Below are 26,503 nucleotides of genomic sequence, written 5' to 3' on the forward strand. Positions count from 1 at the left end.
CTCTTTATTTGCTGTAATAACTGACTTTACTAACTTGCGTCAATAACTCGAGCGATAATTTTATCGCGGCCACTATCTTTAGCTTGATATAAACCTAAATCGGCTTCTTCAAGTAATATATGCTCAGCATAAACTTGACCAAACTCAGTTGTAGCAACCCCAATACTTATCGTAATGTGAGCGGCATTGAGTGATGCTTTATGCGGGATAGCAAGCGCATTAACAGCATCTCTGAGTTTATTAGCAAATTCCAATGCCTCGTACTGGTTGGTGTCGGGTAATACTGCAGCAAATTCTTCACCGCCGTAGCGCGCAACAAAGTCAGTACCTCGCTCACACGCTGCAACTAATGCATGTGCCACACGTTTAAGGCAGTCATCCCCGGCACGGTGGCCATAACAATCGTTATAACGCTTAAAGTGGTCTATATCTATTAATAGCACCGATAACGGTGTACCAGCTCGACGGCTGCGACGCCATTCTCGCGATAAGCTTTCATCTAAATAACGCCGATTAGGTATTTCTGTCAGCCCATCAATTGAGGCGAGCATTTCTAACAAATCATTTTTTTGCTTGATCAATAATTGATTACGCACTCGTGCACGTACTATTGCGGGACTAAATGGCTTAGCAATATAGTCCATTGCGCCTAATTCAAACCCTTTCGCTTCATCATCATGGCTTGTATTAGCTGAAATAAAGATGACTGGAATAGCGTGCGTAGTTGAATTTTCTTTTAACTGAATTAACACCTCATAGCCATTAATGCCGGGCATTACTATATCGAGGATAATTAAGTCAACCGCCGTTGATTTAACAAATGTAAGGGCTTTTTCACCACTTTCAACTAAAAATATTTCGTGATCATTCGCTAATGTTTTTTCCAACACTAATCGATTTAATGGGTCGTCATCAACGATCAGTATTTTGGCTTTCTTCAACATTTACTGAGCCTTGTATTTGAATGTATCTATTTACTTGTACTAATTCGAACTCTAACTGACTCAGGGATATTTGCCCTACGTCTGGTGTCTTACGTAGTCTACTTTCTAATTGCTGAGCGGTAGCACTTAGGCGATTAAAGCCAAGGTTTCCTGACACACCTTTAATACTATGCACTAATCGTTCCAACGCTTTTGTTTGCATCGGCACTTTTAATTGCTGCAGATGGCTTACACACAACTTAGCAAGTTTACCCAACATTACCTGTAGTAAATCATTATGGCCCGAGAATTGTTCTAATGCAAAAGAATGATTATAAAAAACAGCGCCGGTAATTCTCAGCTCATTTATCGCCGCTAATAACGTCGCTGCAACTACTGGTTTTGTTAAATGTTTATTCATACCCACTGCAAGTGAGCGTTGCTCGTCAGCTGCTTCACAATGCGCAGTTAGCGCAAAAATAGGTAATTGCTGTTGATCATAACGTTGTCGCAATAAAGCGGTTGCTTGCAACCCATCGACTTCTGGCATTTGAATATCCATTAAGATCAGATCAGGCATGACTTGTGCAACCAAATCTATCCCTGCCATCGCCGAATTTGCCGTCATTACATTAATATGTGCTTTGCTTAAGATATTACTAACAATATCTAAATTAAGCTGATTATCATCAATAACTAACACTAGTAAGCCCGCAACGTTGAGTTTACTCTCTGCCGCTGTCAGATTTACATCAGGGCGTTTAGATACCGGCTCAACTTGCTGTATTCGTTGCACTAATGCAGAATTTTTCACACTGCACATTTGCATACCTTTAAGAGTTGGCAGCGGAGTATTTGGATCATTTTTAACAACATAAAGCTGCGTGTTATTACTCATCAATGCTGTTTTTATATTGTCTCGCGTTATAACTCTCGGTAGATCAACGTCATTAATGATGATCCGCTGATAATCTGCTAATACAGCGTGGTCTGTTAATTCAGCTAACTCAGAAAATTCTAGCGATTTTAATGGCGCTAATGCGGCAGGTAAATTAATTCCCCGCTCAGAATGAATCACTAAAGTATTGTGCCAGTCGATAGGGTCGATTTGAGCGGCAACATTAAAGGTTATAGTAAAGAAAAACTGACTACCTTGGCCTTTATTACTGACAACTTTAATTTCAGCTCCCATTAATGCCAATTCGTGTTTGACTATAGCGAGCCCTAGACCAACACCTTGATGGGTGCGAGTGAGTGATTCGTCGCCTTGCGTAAATGCGTCAAATAATCGACTCTGATCAGCTTTATCAATACCGATCCCGGTGTCAATCACTTTAAAACACAGGGTTTGTTTTGTTGGCGTCAATTCAACGGCTGTTATTTTCAAAGTGATACTGCCATGTTCAGTAAATTTCACGGCATTGGTGAGTAAATTACCGAGCACTTGCTGTAAGCGAATGTAATCGCCGACTAACTGCGGAGCAATTAGCGGATCAATATCGATATTAAAAGCCAAATCTTTTTGCTGGCAGAGCCCTATTAATACACTCTTGCAGCTGTCAACAAGTGCAACTACAGCAAAATCAACTAAGTCTAATTGCACTTGGTTATTTTCGATTCGCGCAAAATCAAGCATTCGATTAAGCATGGTTAATAAACTTTGCGCAGCATTTTTTGCTTGAACTGCATGCTGTTGCTGCTGCGCTGTTAAGCCTTGCTGAGTTACCATATCAATAAGGCCTGTCACAGCATGCAGTGGCGTGCGTATTTCATGGCTTAAGTTAGCAATAAACCGACTTTTGGCCTCGGTTGCCCGCTCGGCATCTTGTTTGGCCTGAGTCAATGCACTGACATCTTGAATATGAATAACATAATAGTAAGGTGCTTGTTGCTCATCCCATACTAAAGAGACGCTCAGCTGCCACCAGCAATTTAGCTCTTCTTGTCCTAAAGTAAGGTGGTAAACTTTCTTTTTCTCACTCAGCAATAAAGCTAAAAGCGTTGCTATTTCTTGCCACTGTTGCTGTGGAAATAAATCCACTAATAATAAATCCTGCTCAGTTTTATCAATCTTAAAAATCTTTCGCGCAGTTCGATTAAGTTGTAATACGGTCTGTTCAAGTGAAAGTAAAATCACTCCATTAGCAGCATACTCTATGGCGCTGCGAAACTTAGACTCTGACGCTTTTAATGCCAAAAGAGCTTGTTGTTGAGCAGTTATATCCCGGCCAATCCCCATTGAACCTAGTAACTGATTTTGATCGTTATAAAATGGCGCGATGGTTAATTGAAATGTTTGCTGCTGGGTTTCAAGACGTTGCTCAGCTTTAGCTTTGGTTGTTAAAACTTGTTGCTCTAATTCGCTGATCTGACCATTATCATCACTAATATCACATAACTGTAAGCCAACTAACTGCTCTTGCTCAAGACCTATGTATTGTTCATAAGCACGATTGCATCCTAAGAATGAGCCATCAATGTTTTTAAAATAAATAAGATCTGGCACACTATTGAGCATAGTATTCAATAATGCTAAATGGCGTTCTTTAGCCTCATAACTGCGCGCGAGTTCACGGGTCTTTATTTTTACTTGGTCATCAAGTTCACTATTTGCCTGCTGCAATGAGTTTACCAACTGCTGATTTTTGTTAAGCACCCACTTGATTCGGCTAAACCACGGCTGCCAGTTTGCTGGTATATGGTAATTTGAATAATCTTTATAGTGCACCTCATTTTGTTCAAGATACGCCATTAAATATGTCATGGGTTTCACAAAAATACGCTGGCTTAACCATAACAAGGTACTGAACATAATCACTAAAAACATACTCAAAAAAGTAAGTTCAATTAATACATCAGTTACAATCGGTGAGGCTAATTCATCATGCGATGCAAAATAACCCGCATAAATTGGTAGCTGCTTTTGCGCTTGTAAAAGAGTGAGATTACCCTGATTATCTAATTCTGCTAATGGCGCTTTAGCTGAAGGCCAATACTCCGCTAATGGTGTGTCTTCTTCAATATCATAAAGTGAGCTGATAATGACGTGCTGTGCACTATTTAAAAATATATATTCGCCACTGCGTGGTGATATTTTTTTTAGCCATTGCGATACTGCCGATAAGTCATAAATCAAAATAATATAATCTTCACTGCCCTGCTCACGCGCACGCCCTATTGATAAGTAGTTTTCACCAGCCACCTCTACTATCGCACTTGATGTCAGTGAATTGTCAGCCAGTGCTGGGCGCAACTGGCCATCCAATACTTGAGTTAACATTAGGCTATCTTCGTCACGACGACGTTTTATATAAACAAAGCCTTGCTCATTAACATAAGCAACTGCCGATAAGGATTGAATTAACGATAATGCGGTATTAAAAGCAGGTCCCAAGGCGATCACTTGCTGCCATTGAGCTATCGCATTAGGAGTGGTTGAAAACTTACCTTGCCCGACAATTTCACCGCCTCCATCAGGGATTTTTCGGTAATAATAATTCTCTTGCTGATTAATATCTTCAAGCCATTGCGGCTCAAATTGATACGACAAAGGTTGCTCGTATAAAGAGAACAGTGTGTTGATCAAGCCATCAGCACCATTCATAGCATGCTCAACTTGCGCCGCTACATTAGCAAAATCAGCTTCGCGTTTAGCTACGGCGCGATCTAATTTAATATTATATAAGTGTAAACATAATAGAAAAGCCACCAGCAGCGGCACAATAAGTGCCACAGCCAGTGAACGATAGTAATGTTTTAAAGGTAGAAAATTCAATCTACAATCCGATGCTTGGCGCTAAATTTGTCAACAAGGTTAGCGAGCCAAGTGGGACTGCGCAAGTTATAAATTTTCTTCCGCAAACGATGCTAAACGGCTTCTCACCACACCATTTAAGTTAACCGTGGCGCTGCCTTCAAAATCTTTGAAGCGCTCCACAATATAAGTTAAACCAGAAGTAACTGGAGTTAAGTAGTTACTATCTATTTGCGCAAGGTTACCAGAGCAAATTAACTTAGTACCTTCACCACAACGGGTAATAATAGTTTTCAGCTGTGAGGCAGTAAGGTTTTGGCTTTCATCTAAAATGACCACGGCATTTTGAATGCTGCGACCACGCATAAAGTTAACTGATTTAAACTGTATGTTTGCCTTTTCCATAATATAGTTACGGCTTGAAATAGGGTTTTCGTCACCTTTGTGTAATACCTCTAAGGTATCGGTGATCGCAGCTAACCATGGTGCCATTTTTTCCTCTTCGGTACCTGGTAAAAAACCGATCGACTCAGCAATTTCAGGAGTATTTCGGGTGACAATTACCTTATCGTAAATACCTTTTTCAACCACCATTTCCAAAGCACAGGCAAGCGCTAGTAATGTTTTTCCGCATCCTGCAGGACCTGTTAAAATAACTAATTCAATACCGGTATCGAGTAACGCATCCATTGCCATGCCTTGATAAATATTTTTTGGCTTTACTCCCCATGCCGATTGATGCATTAATCGCTCAACACCGATATCTTTGAGCATAATATGCTGCTCATCATAAGATTTGACTCGTGCGGCAAACTGACCGCTGTCATCAAGTAAATATTCATTGCAAAATACATCGGGGATCAAACTTTTTGCCACTTTATGAAACGCATCACGACCATGTTGCTCGGTTTCACATTCGCCCACATGCTGCCAAAAATCGCCAGCAATTTTTTTATAACCACTGGAGAGCAAAGCAATATCATCAATCAGCTGATCAGTACGATAATCTTCAACAAATTTAAGCCCTGCGCCTTTGGCCTTTAAACGCATATTAATATCTTTGGTAACTAACACCACTTTGCTATTAGGATGTTGTTTTTGTAGGTGCACGGCACAATTGATAATACGGTGGTCATTTTCGTTGCCAGGTAAACCTGAGATAGAATCGACAAATAAATGATCATTAACAATAATAAGTGTGCCAGCCGAAGACGCTTTGGCCTTTTTATTACTAGGTAGAGCGACGCCTTTGAGCATTTGTTCTGGTGTGGCATCTTTGAGCACTTCATCCAAACCACGAATGGCCACACGGGCATCACGGCTGACATCATGCTTACGATCTTTTATATGATCCAGTTCCTCTAAAACTGTCATGGGAATTACAACATCATGTTCTTGGAATGATAAATACGCGAGGGGTTCGTGAAGCAATACATTGGTATCTAGCACATACATTTTACTATCAAGGTTCGAAGCTTTTTCCATAGCACTTTCCTTACGTTTTATGATTTTTATGCTATACCCAACTAATCAAGTAAAACGGGTTGAATGTTCACCCTGAAAAACTTAATTGCTTGGTATATTCTAAGTTTAGCTTAGATGTCATAAAAGTCTGTTTTATGACAAACCTTTTTTTGTTTTGAATTAATCCTTATTGCAGCAACTTTAATAGGAATAATTCACAGTTATTAAATTAATTAAAAGTCAGCTGGTTCGCACCTTGCAGTGGTGTTAGCTAACAGGTAACATAGCCGCCTTTTTCTTCATAGACGAGACATACATGAATTTTTCCTTAGGTCAGCGTTGGATCAGTGATACAGAGTCAGATTTAGGATTAGGCACAGTGGTTGCCCTTGAGGGCCGTCAGGTCAGCATTTTATTTCCCGCCAGTGGCGAAAACCGTGTTTACTCAATGTTAGAAGCACCGGTTACCCGCGTGGCATTTAATCCTGGTGATGTGATCAAAAGCGTTGAAGAATGGGAACTTGAAGTCGAGTCAATTGAACCTATCGGTGATTTACTTTGTTATCACGGCACTCGTATTGATAACGGTGAAAAAGCACAATTAAAAGAAACGTTTTTAGATCACTTCATCAAATTTAATAAACCACAAGATCGCTTATTTGCCGGCCAAGTTGACCGCTTTGATCGCTATACATTGCGCTATCAAACATGGCAACACCAGTTTGAACGCCAACAATCACCTATTAAGGGTTTGATTGGCCAGCGCGCAAGCTTAATTCCGCATCAGCTTTATATTGCACAAGAGGTCGGTAAACGATTTGCTCCTCGAGTGTTATTGTCTGATGAAGTAGGCCTTGGTAAAACCATTGAAGCGGGGATGATTTTACATCAACAAATTATCAGTGGTCGCGCAAGCCGAGTGCTCATCGTAGTGCCGGAGAACTTACAGCATCAGTGGTTAGTTGAAATGCTGCGCCGCTTTAATTTACACTTTTCAATTTTTGATGAAGAGCGTTGCGATGAAGCCTTTGCCGACTCACCAAATGTATTCGACACTGAACAGTTAGTACTAACTAGCCTTGAGTTTTTAACCAAGAAAAAACGCTGGTTTGAACAAGCAACAATGGCTGATTGGGATTTACTGATTGTTGATGAAGCGCATCATTTAAGTATTACCAACGGTAAACCAAGCACTGAATATCAACGTATGGCTGAGCTTAGCCAAGATATTCCAGGGCTAATACTATTAACGGCAACACCGGATCAACTTGGTCACCGCAGCCACTTTGCGCGCCTACAGTTACTCGATCCTGATCGCTTTTATGACTACGATGCCTTTGTTGCTGAAGAAAGTAACTATAAGCATGTGGCAGAGGCTGCAAATCAGTTACTGCAACAGCAAGCGCTAGACGACAGCGCCAAAGCCACGCTAATTGAGCTATTAAAAGAAACCGATATCACAACGGTGCTTGAACAAGCACAAAATGGCGACGCAGCTGCCCGTAAAGAAATTTTGGCGATGTTATTAGATCGCCATGGCACAGGCCGTATTTTATTTAGAAATAGCCGTAGCGGCATTGACGGCTACCCTAGTCGCAAACTACACGCCTACCCGATGGCGATGCCGAAACAATATAAAACGGCAATTTCAGTATTGGGCAATATGAGCGGCATTAAAAATGCTGAGCTGAGCGCGCAACGCGCCCTATTTCCTGAAAAAATATTCCAAGAGTTTGAAGGCGAAAGCGCTAGCTGGGGACAATTTGATCCTCGAGTAGAATGGTTGATCGACATCCTAAAAACCCTTAAACGCGAAAAAGTCCTGCTTATTTGTGCTAAAGCCGAAACCGCTATCAGCCTTGAGCAAATCCTGCGTGAACGCGAAGCGATTAAAGCCTCAGTGTTCCATGAAGGCATGACAATTATTGAGCGAGATCGCGCCGCTGCATTCTTTGCTGATGAATACGACAATGCACAAATATTATTGTGCTCTGAAATTGGTTCAGAAGGTCGTAACTTCCAATTTGCTCATCACTTAGTGTTATTTGATTTACCACTGAACCCAGATTTACTTGAGCAACGTATTGGTCGCCTTGACCGTATTGGCCAAACTCAAGACATCAACATCCATGTACCGTACTTTGAAAACAGCGCACAAGAAGTATTACTGCGTTGGTATAACGAAGGCTTAGATGCCTTTGAAACCACCTCAAGCACCGGGCAACTTTTGTATAAAGAGTTTAAAGATGAGCTACTTGAGTTTATTGCCGCCCATAACTGTGATGAAGACGAGCTAGAGCCATTACTAGAGCAAGTAGCCGGTCAAAACGCAGTACTGCGTAAACAAATGGAAAGCGGCCGTGACCGTTTGCTTGAGTTACACTCATCAGGCCAAGGTGCCGCAGACTCGCTGGTTGTTGATATTGAAAAACTAGACAACCAGTTTGAACTACCAAGTTATATGATCAACGTGTTTGATACCTTTGGCGTTAGCCAAGAAGACAAAGGTGAAAACACTATTATCTTAAAGCCAACTGAGCATATGCTAAATCCGTCATTCCCAAGTTTAAAAGACGACGGCATGACAGTCACATTTGACCGTGACACTGCACTTGCACAAGAAGATGTGCATTTCATCAGCTGGGATCACCCTATGGTGCAAGGCACCTTAGACATGATCTGTGATGATGACTTTGGTACTGCGTCAGTCGCATTACTTAAAAACAAAAAATTACCACCAGGTACCTTTTTTGTTGAGCTAATTTACGTAGCAGCAGCCATGGCACCAAAAGCGCTGCAAGTTGGCCGCTTTTTACCGCCGACGCCGATTCGTATTTTGCTAGATAAAGCCAGCAACAACTTAGCTGATAACGTCGGCTTTGATGGCTTTAATCAGCAGCTTTCTGCGGTAGGCCGTCAAACAGCCAGTAAACTAGCTGGCGCATTACAAAGTGCGATTCACCCAATGCTTAAAACCGCCCAAGAAATGGCGCAAACTAAGTTAGAAGTCATTCGCACTGCGGCGCTTGAGCAAATGCAACAATCGCTCAGTGAAGAGCAGGCGCGTTTAGCGGCGCTGAAACAGATCAACCCTAATATCCGTGAAGAAGAACTGACCTTCTACGATAAGCAACGCACAGAGCTGACAAGTTATATCGGCAAAGCACAGTTGCAGTTAGATGCCATTCGCTTAATTGTGGTATCACATTGATTTGGGAGCTGAGCTTTAAGTTATAAGCGGTAAGTTTTAAGTTTAAAAAAGCGCGGTGTATTAAGTTACAGCGCGCTTTTTTATTACATGTTACGCTGAAAACCCACGCCAACAAGATATTGCCTATTCGTTGCAGCGATTTTACATCGCGACAGAGGTTGTTTCGAGGCTGAATTTTATCCCGTATTTACACTTTACATTTGCGCGGGGTAAACCCGCGCCTACAAGATATTACAAATTTGTAGCAGCGATTTTATATCGCGACAGGAGTTGTTTCGCGGCTGAATTTTATCCCGTATTTACATTTTGCATTTACGCGGGGTAAACCACCCACGCCTACGTATTGGTAGCTGCGAGTTTACCTCGCGATAAAGCCCATTATTTACCACTGAGGGCACAGAGGCGCTTCGCGCTACACAGAGAAACCAAAGTAAAAAATCACTTATTTCTTCTCTGTGTTCTCGGTGGTGAATTAATCACTGAACGAACTTTAATCTAATTGCGCGGGGTAAACCCGCGCCTACGAGATATTGCCCATTCGTAGCAGCGATTTCATATCGCGACATGGGTTGTTCCGCAGCTGAGCTTTATAACGTTCTTACATTTTTCATTTGCGCGGGGTAAACCCGCGCCTACGAGATATTGCACATTCGTAGCAGCGATTTTACATCGCGACATGGGTTGTTCCACGGCTGAATTTTATCCCGTATTTACATTTTGCATTTGCGCGGGGTAAACCCGCGCCTACGAGATATTGCCCATTCGTAGCAGCGAGTTTACCTCGCGATAAAGCCCATTATTTACCACTGAGGGCACAAAGGCGCTTCGCGCTACACAGAGAAACCAAAGTAAAAAATCACTTATTTCTTCTCTGTGTTCTCGGTGGTGAATTAATCACTGAACGAACTTTAATCTAATTGCGCGGGGTAAACCCGCGCCTACATCACCAAAATGCTAGACTCATACATAAACACAATCCCAGTATGGATAATCAGCAACATTTTTAACCAAACCAGCTCTTAGTGGATTCGCGATTATATAACGCGCATTTTTAACTAAATCATCTTCATCTCGAATTAAATGATCGTAATACCCTTTTTGCCATAATTTATAAATACCGAATTCACGGCAAGCGGCTGCAGTTCGTCCTTTAAAGCAACGGATTATTTGTGGTAAGGGGCTGTTAATGAGCAACTGAAATTGCCAATGGATATGATTTGGCATAATAATAAACGCATTAGATTTGAGGTATTCTTGTACTTCTAATAATTGCATTTGTTTTATAATGTGACGATTAAAATCCAAGTTTACAAAGTAGTTGCTGCGATTATGTGTAACGAGGGTAATAGCATAAAAGTGATGTGGTAAAGAAACCCGCCCTTTTCTTAGATTTTGTGATTTATACATCTACCAATCCTTGTAGGTAAAGTATAAAAATAGCTCATAGCTTAAATGTTGTTAAATTTTTTGTCGCACATTTGCGCGGGGTAAACCCGCGCCTACGAGATATCACAAAGTCGTAGCAGCGATTTTACATCGCGACAGAAGCAACATAGTTTTATCCAGCATCTAAATTATATATTTGCGCGGGATAAACTAAAACCTACGTCGGCCTGCCTTTATTGCGCTTTCCTAACAAATACGCGTCGCGAAACTTCATAAAATGCTGTTCAAGCTTAGTTGCTGCATCAGACTCCCCTGCCAGTGCTAACACCATAATGGCCACTTCAGCAGTGCCAAGTTGGTGAGCATGCGGGGCAACCCGTAAGCGATAGTCAGACAGTTTTTCAGCGGTGATCGACAGCACGGGTAAATTATCGAGATAAGGGCTTTTGCGGATCATTTTTTTCGCTTCACGCCATGTGCCATCTAAAAAGATAAACAAGGGACGTTTATTAGGCTGGTGTTGTACATCAGTAATAACGCGTGCAGTATCTTCAACATCTGTAGCAGGAAATATCACCATAGGTTGATATTGCGGGTCATTTAATAAGGCTAATAGTTTATCGTCAGGATCAGTCCTGTCCCAACGAAAAGCATGATTATCAGGAATAATTTCAGCAATTAATCGCCCTGTATTAGAGGGTTTAAAACTCTCGTTGTGATACATAAGTAAGCATACCGCCGCCTGACTATCAGCCTGCTCCACACCGTCACAAATACAGTAATGCTTCGCGATTAAGCATCGCTCACAGCGATCCATTTTACCGCCACGAGCATTAAACTCACGGCGAGATTCACTAATTTGCTGGGCACGCAAAGTAAGTACTGAATTAGAAGAGCGTTTATTCACGTGGTTTATTACCTAAAATAGTACCTAAATTTGTTCGGCGGATATTATAACACATTTGCGCAGGGTAAACCCACGCCTACGTATTGGTAGCAGCGAGTTTACCTCGCGATAAAGCCCATTATTTACCACTGAGGGCACAAAGGCGCTTCGCGCTACACAGAGAAACCAAAGTAAAAATCACTTATTTCTTCTCTGTGTTCTCGGTGGTGAATTAATCACTAAACGAACTTTAATCTAATTGCGCGGGGTAAACCCGCGCCTACAAGGTATTACGTATTACACACCCGCGCCTATAAAACAAAAAACCCAAGCCGTGGCTTGGGTTTTTAAACAATTAACTAAAAGAACTTACTTCTTCTTTTTAACTGCTTTTTTGTTTGGTAAATCAGTGATTGAACCTTCAAATATTTCAGCTGCAAGACCGATTGATTCGTTCAATGTTGGATGAGCATGAATAGTTAATGCTAAATCTTCACCGTCAGCGCCCATTTCGATACCTAGACCGATTTCGCCCAGCATTTCACCTGCGTTAATACCAATCATAGCACCACCGATAATACGGCCACTTTCTTTATCAAAGATCAGTTTAGTAGAACCTTCAGTACGAGAAGATGCAATTGCACGACCTGATGCAGCCCATGGGAATACAGCTGTTTCAATGCTTAAGCCTTGCTCTTTTGCTTCTTTCTCAGTTACGCCAACCCAAGCGATTTCTGGATCAGTATAGGCAATTGAAGGAATACATTTCGGATCAAAGTAATGTTTTTGACCTGAGATAACTTCAGCAGCAACGTGACCTTCATGAACCGCTTTGTGCGCAAGCATAGGTTGGCCAACTAAGTCACCAATCGCGAAGATGTGGTCAACGTTAGTTTTAAGTTGCTTATCAACATTAATGAAGCCACGCTCATCAACATTAACACCCGCTTTGTCAGCATCTAATAAGTTACCGTTTGGTGTACGACCAACAGCAACTAATACTTTGTCATAACGTACTGGTTCAGCTGGTGCGTTTTTACCTTCAAATGTAACGTATAAGCCGTCATCTTTCGCTTCTACGCCAACAACTTTAGTTGATAGCATAACGTTAAATTTATCACTTACGTATTTTTGGTAAATCTTGATGATGTCTTTATCAGCAGCTGGTACTAGTTGGTCAGCAAATTCAACTACGTCGATTGCAGAACCTAGTGCGCGATACACAGTACCCATTTCAAGACCAATAATACCACCACCTAATACTAATAGCTTTTCAGGGATGTCTTTAAGCTCTAGTGCACCGGTTGAATCAATTACGCGGTCATCTTCAGGAATGAAAGGTAAGTTTACAGGTTTAGAACCAGCAGCAATGATAGCGTTATCAAAAGTAATTGTTGTTTTACCGTCAGCGCCTTCAACATCAAGCGTGTTGCTACCTGTGAATTTACCGTAACCGTAAACCACTTTAACTTTACGCATTTTAGCCATGCCGTCTAGGCCACCAGTAAGTTGGCTAACAACTGACTCTTTCCACGAACGAATTTTATCTAAATCAATTTGTGGTGCGCCAAAAGTAACACCATGAGATGACATTTCTGCTGCATCATCAATTACTTTAGCTACGTGTAAAAGTGCTTTCGAAGGAATACAACCAACATTAAGACATACACCGCCTAATGTGTCGCGAGATTCTACTACTGTTACTTCTAAGCCCAAGTCAGCAGCACGGAAAGCCGCAGAATAACCACCAGGACCACCGCCTAGTACAACAACTTGAGTTTTTAATTCGTTGCTCATGCTTTTACCTTAATTGTTTGAACGGGACACTGCCCTAAAGTTTAACTGCCATGTTTCTGCAAGGCAGAAAGGGAGAGCAGATCAAAAATTTATGCAAAATATACAAATATTGTATCATTGCAAATGGTAAAAATCCCAGCAAAAAACAACTGGCTGGGATTTGATTCTATTTATTTCGCTACATGCAGCAATTGCTTACATTACTAATTGGCGAATATCGCTCATGTAACTTGCTAAAGTTACAGTAAAGCGTGCCGCTAGTGCACCGTCAATCACCCTATGGTCGTAAGACATAGAAAGTGGAACCATTAGTTTTGGTTCAAACTCTTTGCCATTCCACTTAGGTTTAATTTCTGATTTAGAGACACCTAAAATAGCAACTTCTGGGGCATTTACGATTGGCGTAAAGGCTGTACCGCCAATACCACCAAGGCTTGAAATTGTAAAACAGCCACCTTGCATATCAGACGAGGTAAGTTTACCGTCACGCGCTTTAACAGATACTTCCATTAATTCACGCGATAATTCAATGATGCCTTTCTTATCAACATCTTTAAATACTGGCACAACCAAACCGTTTGGCGTATCAACTGCAACACCGATATTGATGTACTTCTTAAGAATTAAGCTTTCACCGTCGTTAGATAGTGATGAGTTAAATGTAGGGAACTCAGCAAGTGCTTTCGCTGCTGCTTTCATTACAAATACCAGCGGGGTGATTTTAACACCTAGCTTTTTCTTCTCGCTAAGGGCATTTTGCTCTTTACGGAACTCTTCAAGAGTTGTGATATCAGCTTCATCAAACTGCGTAACATGTGGAATTTGCACCCAGTTACGGTGTAAGTTTTTACCCGATAGCTTTTGAATACGAGATAGTTTTTTCTCTTCGATTTCACCAAATTTAGCAAAATCAACTTTTGGCCATGGAATTAAACCAAGCTCACTACCGCCAGCATTGCCAGAAGCTGTCGCTAATTGGCCTGACTCAACTTGCTTAACTAAGTTCTTCACATAGTCTTGCACGTCTTCTTTCACAACGCGATTTTTACGACCTGAGCCTTTTACGTTCGCAAGGTTAATACCAAACTCACGGGCTAAGCGGCGAACAACTGGCGATGCATGAGCATACGCACTATTGTTTTCAAAGCTTTCATTGCTCGCTTTTGCAGGCGCTGCTTGTGGAGCTGGAGCTGATTCTGCTTTCGCTGCTGGTGCAGATTCAGAAGCCGTTTTTTCAGCGGTAGCTGCAGGTGCACTGCCTTGCACTTCAAATACAAAGATAAGTGAACCGGTCGATACTTTATCGCCCGCAGCAACTTTAATCTCTTTAACAGTACCGGCAAATGGTGCTGGTACTTCCATTGCCGCTTTGTCGCCTTCAACGTTTAAGATTGACTGATCTTCAGTAACCTTATCGCCTACTGCAACCATCACTTCAGTGACTTCAACCTCATCACCGCCGATATCAGGCACGTTTACTTCTTTACTGCTTGGCGCTGAACTTTGTGCCGGCGCAGACTCTTGAGCTGGCGCTGTTTCTGCTTTCGCAGCTGCAGGCTCACTACCAGCCACTTCAAAAACAAACACTAAAGAGCCTGTTTTTACTTTATCGCCAGCGGCAACTTTAATTTCTTTAACAGTACCTGCAAACGGCGCTGGTACTTCCATTGCCGCTTTGTCGCCTTCAACGTTTAAGATAGATTGTTCTTCTTCAACAGTGTCGCCAACAGCAACCATGATTTCCGTTACTTCAACTTCATCATCGCCGATATCTGGTACGGTGACTTCTTTAGTTGTTGAACCTGAAGACGCAGCAGGTGCTGCATCTTCAGATTTTGCTGGTTCTGCAGGCGCTTCGCTAGATGCTTGCTCTTCACCTTCAAACAAGAATACTAAAGAACCCGTAGTAACCGTGTCGCCCACGTTTACTTTGATTTCTTTTACAGTACCGGCTTGTGCCGCAGGTACTTCCATTGAGGCTTTATCACCCTCAACAGTTAGTAATGATTGGTCAACGTCAACTTTGTCACCAACGCTCACTAGAATTTCGGTTACTTCGACTTCATCGCCACCGATATCTGGTACTTTAATTTCAATACTCATTGCAAACCTCTTATGCGTACAGTGGATTAAGTTTGTTAGTGTCGATGTTGAACTTTTTAAGTGCTTCAACCACAACTGACTTCTCAACTTCACCACGTTTAGCAAGTTCAGATAACGTCGCAACTACTACGTAGCTGGCGTTAACTTCAAAGTGACGACGAAGGTTTTCACGGCTATCAGAACGACCGTAACCATCGGTACCTAATACTTTGTAGTTGCTGCTTGGAATGAATGAACGCGCTTGTTCTGCGTAGTTTTTCATGTAATCCGTTGCGGCAACAGTCACTGAGTCATTTAATACACTGGTGATGTAGGCAGTCTTCTGTTCGCTTTCAGGGTTAAGCATATTGAAACGCTCAACATCTTGCCCTTCACGAGTTAATTCGTTAAACGACGTTACTGAATACACATCAGATGCAATACCGTAATCATCACTTAAAATCGCGGCTGCTTTACGCACTTCAGTCATGATAGTACCTGAGCTTAATAGCTGTACGTTGGCTTTTTTGCCTGCGTAGCTTTCTAGCTTGTAGATACCTTTACGAATACCTTCTTCAGCACCTTCTGGCATAGCAGGTTGTGCATAGTTTTCGTTCATAAGCGTTAGGTAGTAGTAAATGTTTTCTTGATCTTCACCGTACATACGACGAATACCATCTTGAACAATAACCGCTACTTCGTAAGCGTATGTTGGATCGTAAGAGATACAGTTAGGTACTGTGTTAGCAAGAATATGGCTGTGACCATCTTCGTGCTGTAGGCCTTCACCGTTTAATGTTGTACGACCGGCAGTAGCACCTAATAAGAAACCACGTGCTTGTTGGTCACCCGCCATCCATGCCATGTCGCCAACACGTTGGAAACCGAACATTGAATAGTAGATATAGAATGGGATCATTGGTAAATCGTTAGTGCTGTATGATGTTGCCGCAGCAACCCACGATGACATTGCACCTAACTCGTTGATACCTTCTTGCAATACTTGACCCGATGTTGCTTCTTTGTAGTAAGAAACGATATCACGGTCTTGCGGCGTATAGTTTTGGCCATGCGGGTTATAAATACCGATTTGACGGAATAAACCTTCCATACCAAAGGTACGCGCTTCATCGGCAATAATTGGTACGATGTTTTTACCAATACCTTTATCTTTCAATAAGATATTAAGTGCACGAACAAAGCCCATAGTGGTAGAGATATCACGCTTTTGCTCTTCAAGTAGTGGCTTGAATGCTTCTACTTCTGGCAGTACTAACTTTTCAGTAAAGTTAGGAATACGTTTTGGCGTATAACCTTTAAGTGCATCACGGCGAGCATGTAAGTACTTGTGCTCAGCCGAACCTTCTTCAAGTGTTAAATAAGGAAGTTCTGCAAGTTGCTCTTCAGTTACTAAATCATCAAGACCTAAACGTGAACGTAAATGGGCAACGTGTGACATGTCCATTTTTTTCACTTGGTGAGCAATATTCTTACCTTCAGCCGCTTCACCCATGCCGTAACCTTTTACAGTTTTAGCTAGGATAACTGTTGGGCGACCTTTGGTCTCTTCTGCTTTTTTGAATGCAGCGAATAATTTTGATGGCTCATGACCACCACGCTTAAGCGCGAAGATTTCGTCATCTGTCATATCAGCAACAAGTGCTGCTGTTTCAGGGTAACGACCAAAGAAATGTTCACGTACGTACGCGCCATTTTTAGCTTTATAAGTTTGGTAATCGCCATCGACTGTTTCGTTCATCAATTGCAATAACTTACCTGTGGTGTCTTTAGCTAGTAGGATATCCCAGCCGCTGCCCCACACTAGCTTGATCACATTCCAGCCAGCGCCTTTGAATAGACCTTCAAGCTCTTGAATGATTTTACCATTACCCATTACTGGGCCATCTAGGCGCTGTAAGTTACAGTTAATTAAGTAACAAAGGTTGTCTAGTTTTTCACGAGCAGCAAAAGAAATAGCGCCACGCGATTCTGGCTCATCCATTTCGCCATCGCCTAAAAACGCGTATACACGTTGGTTTTTAGTGTCTTTTAAGCCACGACCATCTAGGTACTTTAAGAAGCGCGCTTGGTAAATAGACGCGATAGGACCAAGACCCATAGATACCGTAGGGAACTGCCAGAATTCAGGCATTAATTTAGGGTGTGGGTAAGATGGTAAACCTTCGCCATCAACTTCTTGACGGAAGTTATCAAGCTGCGCAGCAGATAAACGACCTTCAACAAATGCACGTGCATAAATACCCGGAGAAATATGACCTTGATAATAAACTAAGTCACCGCCGTCTACATCATTTGGGGCTTTGAAGAAATGGTTAAAACATACTTCATAAAACGCCGCTGATGACTGGTAAGACGCCATATGGCCGCCTAGGTCGAGGTCTTTTTTCGAAGCACGCAATACAATCATGATTGCGTTCCAACGAATAATAGAACGAATACGGCGCTCAAGGTTTACGTCCCCTGGGTAAGCAGGTTCTTGATCTACCGGGATCGTATTAACGTAGTTTGTGTTGATACCTGTTGGCATATCAACACCGTCTAAACGGGCTTGCTCTAATACTTGCTCAAGTAAAAACTGAGCACGTTCAACACCTTCTTCACGCACAACTGATTCAAGAGCTTGTAACCACTCTTGTGTTTCTAGCGCGTCTACGTCAATTTTATTGACTTCAGACATATGGAGGTTTCCTTATGTTTAAAATACGAATGTTCTTAATTAGCACTGTGGTAATCGTGTTGCCATATACAGCACTTGCTTAAATTATTTATCTTTAACTTAGTTTTTTGTTACTTAATTTTGCTTTGTGCGTCTTAAACTACGCTCAATTCGTGAATGCTCTTTACCTGCTTCCAATAACGCTTCTTCAATGAAAGCTAAGTGAGCATTACTGGCAAGTCGCGCCTGCTCTGGATTCCCTTCAATCACTGCATCCATCAATAAACGGCGGTGCTCAGCTAAGCGCGAACTAATATGCGGCTTCTCTAACAATACCGTTAAATTTTGTAAAACATTTTGCTCAAGCAATGCCCGCATACCGCGCACTAAATGCAGTAACACCACATTATGCGAGGCTTCTGCCACACTAAAGTGAAACGCGTTAATTGCTTTGGCTTTTTGTAGTAAATCATCATTAGCTAATGCAATGCATTCAAAGCTTTGCTTAACTTTAGCAAAGTCAGTGCTAGTACCACGAAGCGCAGCATAATAAGCTGCAATCCCTTCGAGAGCATGACGAAACTCTAATAAATCAAACTGTGATTCAGGATGTTTACTGATCAAGTCAAATAACGGATCAGTGAGCCCTTCTTCTAGCTGATTTTTTACAAACGTTCCGCCACCTTGACGTCGCGTTACTAAGCCTTTTGCCTCTAGCTTTTGAATGGCTTCACGTAATGAAGGGCGAGACACTTCAAATTGTTTGGCTAATTCACGCTCTGGCGGCAGTTTCTCACCCGGTGCTAATGAGCCCTCAAGAATCATGTTCTCAAGTTGCTGTAAAATAACATCCGATAGTTTTGCTGCTTTAATCTTTAAAGACATTAATCAACGTCCGCATTGTAGTGGAAATGTAACCTGAAAAATCCAAGTTTGTGCCCAGAGACTAGACCAAAAGGTAAATTGGTCATACCAAATTTGAGCCATACGTTATCAAAAAGCAAGTTTGCTGTCAATTTCGCTGCGACGCACCTTAAAAAACACCCTAACGTATTTTGCACAAAGATCAAACAGTATGAGATAAAGCCAGTGTTTAGGAAGGAATTTTATAGAAAAACACAATGGTCTGACCAGATAATCAAAAACTAGTGGGCGAGTTTTTTTGAACTCGAAGTGTACTATATAATAAATTAAACTGCGCGGGGTAAACCCGCGCCTACGCATTGGTAGCAGCGAGTTTACCTCGCGGCTGTTTCTACATTTACATAGACAGCCAATTTCACCACTGAGGGCAGGAGGCGCTACGCGCTACACAGAGAATACAAAAGTAAAGTTAATTACTAACAGGTTTTTCCTCTATTAACTCGGTGCTCTCTGTGGTGAATAAATCAATAAAAGACTTTTGCACAAAGAGAAGTGAATGAGCGCAAATGAAAAAAACGCCACGGGCTTCGAGCTGCGAATAGACTCAAACACCTAGCCACTACTTTTATAATTACTTCTCTAAAGCGCAGCGGCTCTTAACCTCTTTGTGAATAAATTTTAATTGCGCGGGTAGCAGCGAGTTTACCTCGCGACAATTACTTCCCTAAAACCTAGCATCTGTTTATTTACGCTAAACCACCAAATAAAGTAAACAAGGCAATCAACACCAAGTAAAACAACACATTTCGTTTTACAAGCTTCATCATACAAGTTGCTTCATACGCGCAACCAAAATGTTGCTGTTCTATTTGCTCTGCGGCAAGCGCGGTATTAGTAACCACTTTACGGTTACTCACTGTAAAATCGAGTGCATAATGCAGCCAGCAACTGGTGCCTTTATTAAAGTTACCTATTACTAGATAACCAAAGCTGGCGATTCTGGCTGGTAACCAATCAAGCCAAAATAATAATGAATGAATAAGTTTAAAACGTTTGGCATACACAACTTTATGGTCGTCCTGCACTAAATCAGCAAAAGTACGTACTAATGCATACAAGGTCGCGCCAGGTACGCCTAATATTACAAACCAAAAAATAACTGCACAATAAAAACGAAAGTTTACCCAAGCCAACGTTTGTCCAAAAGTTTCGCCGCCTTTTTGCTCTTCCGTTTTCTTTTGCCCCATTTGCAGTGCATATAAGGTTGCCGCTTGCTGATCATCACGGGTTAGCGCATTTAAATAGGACTTATATAAAGCACGTTGTTTAGCACAGCCAAAGCAAACCAGCAGCACAGCCACATTAATGGCTAACTGCCATAATACAAAATCAGATAAGGTAAAAATAACCGCCACAAGTAATACCGGCAAACACAGCCAAATAATAAATCCTGCAGGCGAATTGAATAGACCTTGCTCGCCAAGCTGTTTTTTTGAACGTGTTAAATAGCCTTGCGCGTAATAGCTTATTTGCCAATAATCAGATCGGGCACCTAAACGCTCTAATATCAGAGCTATTATTATAGAAATTAAGATCATACTTTTCTCTTTCCAAATTGGCGCTAGTTAAAATATAGCAGCAAAATAATGATTCCAATCAAAACTGTCTCCAGGGTCTGTTTTTCGCCCTGATGCAATGTGACAATGGCCAACAATACGCTCGCGAGTGATAGCTGGGTATTTATATATCAATGTCTTAGTTAAGGATTGTAATGCATTATATTGATTTTGGGTATACGCCGTTGTATCTGTACCTTCAAGCTCAATACCAATACTAAAATCATTACACTGACTACGTCCTAAAAACTCAGACTGGCCAGCATGCCAAGCACGTTTACTAAAAGGCACATATTGAACTATTTCACCGCTGCGTTTAATAAAACAATGTGCTGAAACTCTCAACCCCTTTAAATCAGCAAAGCTAGGGTGTGCTTGGCAATCAATACATCCCATAAACAAATCATCCACAAACGGCGTGGCAAACTGCCCTGCTGGCAAGGAAATATTATGAATCACTAATAAAGATATTTCCTCACCTAGTGGGCGCTCATCAAAATGCGTACTTGGTCGCTGGATAGCGGTACTAACGACACCAAAAGAGTTTATTTTCATAGTTTATATTCATAATGGCCTGTAAATAAATGCATAGTCAGATGCTAATAGATTTCCAAGTAGAATAACAGCAAAGCACTTTCATTGTTTTGCGCCAGTAGCAGCGAGTTTACCTCGCGATTGTTTCTACATTTACATAGACAAACCAATTTCACCACCGAGAACAGAAAGCCACGGGCTAAGGGTAACGAGCTGCCGGCTGTAAGTTCACTTAGCAGCTAGTCACTTCCCTAGAACCTAGTTCCTATTTTCCTCAAAAGCGCAGCGTCTCTTGTCCTCTTTGTGAATAAATTTTAATTGCGCGGGGTAAACCCGCATCTACGCATTGGTAGCAGCGAGTTTACCTCGCGACTGTTTTTACATTTATACAGACACACTATTTCACCACCGAGCCCACCGAGGCGCTTTGCTACACCGAGAAGACAAAAGTAAAGTTAATCACTATTACCTATTGGTTTTTCCTCTGTGAGCTCGATGATCTCTGTGGTGAATAAATCACTAAAAGACTTTTGCACAAAGAGAAGTGAATGAGAAGAACAAATGCCACGGACTTCGAGCAACGTGCTTCGAATATGCCCTAGCATCTAGTCACTTCCTAAAACCTAGAACCTCACTCTCTAGAACCTAATCAAACTTATAGCTTCAGCCTTCTCTTTCACTTTCAAACCATGTAAAATTTGTGCAATTTCCTAATTATAATGAGCTTTTATAATGTCTATCCCACACAGCCTTTTAAGCCAATTGGTTAAACTTGCCCTTGATGAAGATTTAAATTACCAAACAGCCGAACAAGGCGACATCACCGCGCAATTAATTCCAGCGGCGCAGCATGCTAATGCCAAAGTGATCACCCGTGAAGATTGCGTGTTTTGCGGTAAAGACATTATCTTAGAAGTATTCAAACAAGTTGATCCGAGTGTAGCAGTTAATGTATTGGTAAATGATGGTGATACAGTTAAAGCTAACGATACCTTATTTACAGCAATAGGTTCTGCCCGCGCTATTTTAACAGCCGAACGTACAGCACTTAATTTTGTACAAACCTTGTCAGGTACAGCCACCACCACAGCGCATTATGTAAAAGAACTCAGTGGCACCAACACCCAACTACTCGATACCCGTAAAACCATTCCGGGCCTACGTGCATTACAAAAGTACGCGGTCAAATGTGGCGGTGGCGCAAATCATCGCATTGGCTTATTTGATGCGTTTTTAATTAAAGAAAACCACATTGCCGCCTGCGGTGGCATCGATAAAGCCGTAGCGCAAGCAAAACTTAATCATCCAACTAAACCGGTAGAAGTAGAAGTCGAATCACTTATTGAGCTAGATCAAGCCATTATAGCCGGTGCTGATATTATAATGCTGGATAACTTTAGCGTTGAGCAAATTCAACAAGCAGTAGTACTGACCGATAAGCGCGCTAAATTAGAAGTTTCGGGTAATATGACCCTAGAAACACTGCGCACCTACTCACAGGCTGGGGTTGATTTTATATCCAGCGGGGCACTTACAAAAAATTTACAGTCAATCGATTTGTCAATGCGTTTTGAGTAATAATCAAACTAAATAACAAATATTATGTTTCCCTAATGCGTTGACAAACTGATTAAAAAAGCATTAAATACGCCGAAAGGCTTACACTGTAACAAAATGTTAATTTTAGTGCTTTATATAATACGAAATAGTGCTAATGTAAGCCTCTAGGATGAATGAATTAACTTTCAACCAATTCTAAAGAACTACTTTCGGGTATTGTTTTACACCGCATGGCTACTTTGATGAAAGCTGTGAGTTAAATAAACAACATTAATACCAAGTAGTGGGTGAAGAAAGTTTTTAAAATTCGATGAAATGCAGTTAAAGCCGCTTTCAATCAGCTGTTTTAGTGCTAAAGTAGATCTAACAGAGTAATTTTAATAGTTGCTAAAACCTATCCAGCATTATTTAGCTAGGCACTGGGTTAGGTATTAGTAATTTAACGATTTTAAAAAAACCGTAAGATAAAGCAGTTACAATAGCTAACGTGATTACACACTTTACTAACATAATTTATTTAGCTTACAAAAAACACTATCCTTTAGGAGAGGAACATGGAAAAAATGACACAACAAAGTCAAAAGGGTTTTACCCTAATTGAATTAATGATTGTAGTAGCAATCATCGGTATTTTAGCAGCGGTAGCGTTGCCAGCTTATTCAGACTACCAAGCATCTTCAAAATTAACAGCCGGTTTAGCTGAAATAACAGGTGCAAAGACTGAGTTTGAAATTAAAAAGAATAACGGAGAGACTATTACAGGTATTTCTGATTTGAAAAGCATTAAAAACACTTCGACTAAGAATTGCACTATAACTGCAACAGGTACTACTATTGTATGTAAAATAGTTAATGCTCCAACACAAGTTAATGGTGCTACAGTCACTTGGACTAGAGATGCCGCTACTGGCTCGTGGTCATGTGCTACAGCAGGCATAACTGGTGATAAATCATTAGCACCAAAGAGTTGCCCACAATCTTAATTTTATAAAATTTTCAATAAAGCGCCGATTTGGCGCTTTATTTTTAGTGAAACAATGAAATCTCAAAAATTAATAGTTCTCACACTCGTCATAGCCTTTTTTTTATTATCGCTAACACCATTTATCCCATTACTATCTTATGACTATCATAACCATCAACGAATTTTACAAATAGCTTTATTATTAGGTTTGAGTTTTATCTTTACTATTAACCTATACATAAAAGAAAACGTTATATATTTAGAAAAAGAAAACATAAATATCACTGCATTCTTTTTAATATTTATCTTTATTGGTGTTATCTCTTCAATATTCAGTGATGAAATTATTTTCTCCCTTTTTTACACTTCCCATATTTTCTTACTAGTTATCGCACTGAGCTTGATAAGTTCATTGAATGATAAGAGTTCAGCTCTAATATTAATATATGCTTTAGTAATAGCCCATACGGGCTTAGTTTTGGTTTGTCTGCTTAATATTATTTTTACTCTTTTTGAACAACAGCCTTTAAATCCATACATAATCTACTCAGGATTTATAAACATTAGATTTTTTAATCAAGTACAAGTTTTTGTTCTTCCTTTTTTAATACTATTACTTAAATTCAAAGACATTCAACGCATTGTATTTTTTGTTTTATTTTTAAATTTATTACTTATACTTATTGGCCAAGCTAGAGGTGCTTTATTATCTTTTTTGGTGATATCACTTCTTGCACTTATTTTAAAAAGCACATTAAAAAAACAGATTTTTACTGGACTAATATGCTTGACTCTGAGCCTTATAGCTTTTTATAGTTTAAACTCTCTAAATCCTGGTGGGGCTGATATAACAAGAACAAGTACATCTGGTCGCATTGATTTATGGTTAACAACACTCAACAACTTTACTTTTAAGCATATTTTTATTGGCAACGGACCAGGGATATTTGAGATGTCACTTGGAAGTTCAGCTCCGTTTAGCCACCCTCATAATTCAATAGTTGAAACTTTAAATGAGTGGGGAGGGATTGCATTAATATGCTTATCTACTGCTGTTTATTTAACCATAAAAAAAGCAGCATATCACATAAAAAGATATCAAAAAGATATTATTACTGAGAGTTTATTTTATTCATTTTTAATTGGTATTACTTATTCTTTTTGCTCTGGTGTGCACGTTATGCCGGTTTCCCAAACGCTACTATTTATAATTTGGGGATTATTGTTAGCAAGAGTTAGAAAAATGGATAGGGTTAGGGTTACTGTTTCTGTTTCTGTTAATAACTACTGGAAAATAATTATTACAATTATACTTATAATTGGCTGGTGTTTTTATTTAAATAAGGCCATTCATATATATAACAGCATAGATCCGGACAAAGGCTATATTTATGGACCACGCTTTTGGTCTGTGGGTCAAAGAATATAGAAGTTAGACAACTTTTCTACCAAGGATCATTAGTTTAAGTTATGCTTACAACTATAAAGTCTACTTTATTAAAATATAAACCTGCGGGATACTTTTATGGCTAAAAAACAAGAACAGAAAGGACTCGACACCTTTCAGTGGGTAGGCGTTAGTGCTCGGGGTAAACGTTTAGAAGGTGAGTCAACAGGTGCAAGTATAGCATTAGTTAAAGCGCAGCTTCGCAAACAAGGTATTACTCCTTCAAAAGTAAAACGTAAAGCAAAACCGCTGTTTGGTATTCAAAATATTCAAAAAATTACAGCAAAAGATATTGCTTTAGTTACGCGGCAAATTGCCACTATGTTAATGGCAGGTGTACCGCTGATTCAATCAATTGAAATGATTGGTTCTGGCTCGACTAATAAAAGCGTCACTAAATTAATGGAAACCGTCGGCGATGAAGTAAAAGCCGGTGGTACTTTATCTAACGCACTGCGTAAACATCCCCGTCATTTTGATGACTTATACTGTGATTTAGTTGCCTCTGGTGAGCAATCAGGCGCACTGGATAAAATATTTGACCGCATTGCGCTTTATAAAGAAAAATCAGAAGCGCTAAAGTCAAAAATTAAAAAAGCAATGTTTTACCCAATATCAGTGCTTGTTATAGCCGGTATTGTTACCTCTATTTTGCTTATATTTGTTGTACCTCAGTTCCAAGATATTTTTGCCGGTTTTGGGGCTGAACTCCCCGCTTTTACCTTAATGGTGATTGGTATATCTGAGTTCATGCAAGAGTATTGGTGGATTATATTGATTGCGCTCTTTGGTTTTGGTTACGCTTATAAGGAAGCGCTACTAAAAAGCAAAAAACTACGCGATGCCAACGACCGTGCTATTTTAAAATTACCCGTAATTGGTATGATTTTAAATAAAGCTGCGGTGGCACGCTATGCCCGTACGCTTTCGACCACCTTTGCGGCGGGTGTACCGCTAGTTGATGCGCTGGACTCTGCTGCTGGCGCTTCAGGTAACGCAGTTTATCGTTATGCTATTTTAGATATCAAAGCTGAAGTAAGCTCAGGTAATCAAATGAACTGGGCGATGCGCAACTCAAAAATATTCCCTGATATGGTGATACAAATGGTCGCCATAGGTGAAGAGTCAGGCTCTTTAGATGGCATGCTAGCAAAAGTCGCCACTATTTATGAGCAAGAAGTTGATGATGCAGTAGATGGCCTATCGAGCCTCTTAGAGCCGCTTATTATGGCGGTACTCGGCGTACTGGTTGGCGGTTTAATTATTGCCATGTACTTACCTATTTTCCAACTTGGGTCGGTTATATAAAGCTGTAAGCTGTAAGCTGTAAGCTGTAAG

Annotated in this window: 16 protein-coding genes; 5 read left to right on the forward strand and 11 right to left on the reverse strand. The window is 40.7% G+C overall.

The genetic code is table 11. The features are described from left to right. Positions 1-29: 29 nt before the first annotated feature. The 3 genes from H5154_RS12430 to H5154_RS12440 form a co-directional block, all read right to left on the reverse strand. Entirely contained in the window at positions 30-944 is a 915-nt protein-coding gene (locus tag H5154_RS12430) for a diguanylate cyclase (RefSeq protein WP_182718474.1), read from the reverse strand. Then, positions 913-4,698: a PAS domain-containing hybrid sensor histidine kinase/response regulator gene (locus H5154_RS12435; protein WP_182718475.1), complete on the reverse strand. Its 3,786-nt coding sequence runs from the start codon at positions 4,696-4,698 to the stop codon at positions 913-915. The genes H5154_RS12430 and H5154_RS12435 overlap by 32 nt, the downstream gene beginning before the upstream one ends. A 66-nt stretch (positions 4,699-4,764) precedes the next feature. After that, positions 4,765-6,162, reverse strand: a complete 1,398-nt coding sequence (locus H5154_RS12440; RefSeq protein WP_182718476.1) for a PhoH family protein — start codon at positions 6,160-6,162, stop codon at positions 4,765-4,767. Positions 6,163-6,457: 295 nt separating this feature from the next. On the opposite strand from H5154_RS12440, the gene rapA reads away from it, so the two are divergent. Further along, complete coding sequence (gene rapA / locus H5154_RS12445; RefSeq protein WP_182718477.1) at positions 6,458-9,352, forward strand: RNA polymerase-associated protein RapA; 2,895 nt, start codon at positions 6,458-6,460, stop codon at positions 9,350-9,352. A 960-nt stretch (positions 9,353-10,312) separates the two neighbouring features. Here rapA and H5154_RS12450 read toward each other — a convergent pair. The 8 genes from H5154_RS12450 to ampD all read right to left on the reverse strand — a co-directional run bounded on the left by H5154_RS12450 (position 10,313) and on the right by ampD (position 21,215). Further along, entirely contained in the window at positions 10,313-10,759 is a 447-nt protein-coding gene (locus tag H5154_RS12450) for an REP-associated tyrosine transposase (protein ID WP_182718478.1), read from the reverse strand. 196 nt (positions 10,760-10,955) lie between these two features. Beyond that, positions 10,956-11,645, reverse strand: a complete 690-nt coding sequence (locus tag H5154_RS12455) for a tRNA-uridine aminocarboxypropyltransferase (protein WP_182718479.1) — start codon at positions 11,643-11,645, stop codon at positions 10,956-10,958. 348 nt (positions 11,646-11,993) lie between these two features. Beyond that, positions 11,994-13,421 (reverse strand): dihydrolipoyl dehydrogenase, encoded by a 1,428-nt coding sequence (lpdA, locus tag H5154_RS12460; RefSeq protein ID WP_145235220.1) that lies wholly within the window; start codon positions 13,419-13,421, stop codon positions 11,994-11,996. A 195-nt stretch (positions 13,422-13,616) separates the two neighbouring features. Beyond that, positions 13,617-15,524 (reverse strand): pyruvate dehydrogenase complex dihydrolipoyllysine-residue acetyltransferase, encoded by a 1,908-nt coding sequence (gene aceF, locus H5154_RS12465; RefSeq protein ID WP_182718480.1) that lies wholly within the window; start codon positions 15,522-15,524, stop codon positions 13,617-13,619. Between the two features lie 10 nt (positions 15,525-15,534). Further along, positions 15,535-18,201, reverse strand: a complete 2,667-nt coding sequence (aceE, locus tag H5154_RS12470; protein WP_182718481.1) for a pyruvate dehydrogenase (acetyl-transferring), homodimeric type — start codon at positions 18,199-18,201, stop codon at positions 15,535-15,537. Positions 18,202-18,315: 114 nt separating this feature from the next. Further along, positions 18,316-19,065: a pyruvate dehydrogenase complex transcriptional repressor PdhR gene (gene pdhR, locus H5154_RS12475; RefSeq protein WP_182718482.1), complete on the reverse strand. Its 750-nt coding sequence runs from the start codon at positions 19,063-19,065 to the stop codon at positions 18,316-18,318. Positions 19,066-19,790: 725 nt separating this feature from the next. Next, entirely contained in the window at positions 19,791-20,642 is an 852-nt protein-coding gene (gene ampE, locus H5154_RS12480; RefSeq protein WP_182718483.1) for a beta-lactamase regulator AmpE, read from the reverse strand. A 27-nt stretch (positions 20,643-20,669) separates the two neighbouring features. Further along, the gene (ampD, locus tag H5154_RS12485; protein ID WP_182718484.1) at positions 20,670-21,215 is read right to left on the reverse strand and encodes a 1,6-anhydro-N-acetylmuramyl-L-alanine amidase AmpD; all 546 of its coding nucleotides are present in this window, start codon (positions 21,213-21,215) and stop codon (positions 20,670-20,672) included. Between the two features lie 711 nt (positions 21,216-21,926). Here ampD and nadC point away from each other — a divergent pair. The 4 genes from nadC (at position 21,927) to H5154_RS12505 (ending at position 26,473) form a co-directional block, all read left to right on the forward strand. Then, positions 21,927-22,772, forward strand: coding sequence for a carboxylating nicotinate-nucleotide diphosphorylase (gene nadC / locus H5154_RS12490; protein WP_182718485.1), 846 nt, complete (start codon positions 21,927-21,929; stop codon positions 22,770-22,772). Positions 22,773-23,308: 536 nt separating this feature from the next. Next, on the forward strand, positions 23,309-23,737 hold the full coding sequence (locus H5154_RS12495; protein ID WP_182718486.1) for a pilin: 429 nt from the start codon (positions 23,309-23,311) through the stop codon (positions 23,735-23,737). Between the two features lie 54 nt (positions 23,738-23,791). After that, positions 23,792-25,147: an O-antigen ligase gene (locus tag H5154_RS12500; protein ID WP_182718487.1), complete on the forward strand. Its 1,356-nt coding sequence runs from the start codon at positions 23,792-23,794 to the stop codon at positions 25,145-25,147. Positions 25,148-25,243: 96 nt separating this feature from the next. After that, a complete protein-coding gene (locus tag H5154_RS12505; protein WP_182718488.1) occupies positions 25,244-26,473 on the forward strand; it encodes a type II secretion system F family protein in 1,230 nt (409 codons plus the stop codon). Positions 26,474-26,503: the final 30 nt, after the last annotated feature.

It is taken from the genome of Pseudoalteromonas sp. SR44-5 (assembly GCF_014163675.1).
Lineage (GTDB): Bacteria > Pseudomonadota > Gammaproteobacteria > Enterobacterales > Alteromonadaceae > Pseudoalteromonas > Pseudoalteromonas rhizosphaerae.

Excerpts from the sequence above, each read along its gene's own strand:
- pdhR (WP_182718482.1), bottom strand. The coding sequence starts at position 19,065 with ATGTCTTTAAAGATTAAAGCAGCAAAACTATCGGATGTTATTTTACAG.
- ampD (WP_182718484.1), bottom strand. The coding sequence starts at position 21,215 with ATGAAAATAAACTCTTTTGGTGTCGTTAGTACCGCTATCCAGCGACCA.
- aceE (WP_182718481.1), bottom strand. The coding sequence starts at position 18,201 with ATGTCTGAAGTCAATAAAATTGACGTAGACGCGCTAGAAACACAAGAG.
- nadC (WP_182718485.1), top strand. The coding sequence starts at position 21,927 with ATGTCTATCCCACACAGCCTTTTAAGCCAATTGGTTAAACTTGCCCTT.
- lpdA (WP_145235220.1), bottom strand. The coding sequence starts at position 13,421 with ATGAGCAACGAATTAAAAACTCAAGTTGTTGTACTAGGCGGTGGTCCT.
- H5154_RS12500 (WP_182718487.1), top strand. The coding sequence starts at position 23,792 with ATGAAATCTCAAAAATTAATAGTTCTCACACTCGTCATAGCCTTTTTT.
- aceF (WP_182718480.1), bottom strand. The coding sequence starts at position 15,524 with ATGAGTATTGAAATTAAAGTACCAGATATCGGTGGCGATGAAGTCGAA.
- H5154_RS12450 (WP_182718478.1), bottom strand. The coding sequence starts at position 10,759 with ATGTATAAATCACAAAATCTAAGAAAAGGGCGGGTTTCTTTACCACAT.
- H5154_RS12505 (WP_182718488.1), top strand. The coding sequence starts at position 25,244 with ATGGCTAAAAAACAAGAACAGAAAGGACTCGACACCTTTCAGTGGGTA.
- H5154_RS12430 (WP_182718474.1), bottom strand. The coding sequence starts at position 944 with ATGTTGAAGAAAGCCAAAATACTGATCGTTGATGACGACCCATTAAAT.
- H5154_RS12440 (WP_182718476.1), bottom strand. The coding sequence starts at position 6,162 with ATGGAAAAAGCTTCGAACCTTGATAGTAAAATGTATGTGCTAGATACC.
- rapA (WP_182718477.1), top strand. The coding sequence starts at position 6,458 with ATGAATTTTTCCTTAGGTCAGCGTTGGATCAGTGATACAGAGTCAGAT.
- H5154_RS12495 (WP_182718486.1), top strand. The coding sequence starts at position 23,309 with ATGGAAAAAATGACACAACAAAGTCAAAAGGGTTTTACCCTAATTGAA.
- ampE (WP_182718483.1), bottom strand. The coding sequence starts at position 20,642 with ATGATCTTAATTTCTATAATAATAGCTCTGATATTAGAGCGTTTAGGT.